Source organism: Pseudomonas sp. SIMBA_067, from assembly GCF_046534675.1.
Lineage (GTDB): Bacteria > Pseudomonadota > Gammaproteobacteria > Pseudomonadales > Pseudomonadaceae > Aquipseudomonas > Aquipseudomonas putida.
Map to the genome: position 1 here is coordinate 1 of NZ_JAWRYH010000284.1, position 279 is coordinate 279.

The 279-nt window shown below is 64.2% G+C and carries 1 protein-coding gene; it reads left to right on the forward strand.

Annotation, left to right across the window (positions count from 1 at the left end; genetic code table 11):
- Positions 1 to 13: 13 nt before the first annotated feature.
- On the forward strand, positions 14 to 279 hold a 266-nt coding region (locus SB765_RS29105; RefSeq protein ID WP_410932416.1), incomplete at its 3' end, for a toxin VasX.

Sequence of the window (279 nt, forward strand, 5' to 3'; positions counted from 1 at the left end):
CGCGAGGTCGTTTTTGACAATCAGCCAACGTATCGCCATTGCGGCAGCCGAAGCCGGGCTCCCTTCTGACCAGTGCATGTCTTGCGAACGCCAGGGCCTGCCGATCCTGCCGCTACGTCGCGCCCTGGTGCCGGATGCGCGCCCAGGTTGCGTCACCACCGTCGCCGGTAGCCTGCACGTTACAGCCAAGATGGGCCTGCGCACCTTGCGCATGGGTTACCTGTATGTGCTGCTGGACCAGCAGGTCTGGCAGGCCTACGAAGTCAGCGAACAGGGCCA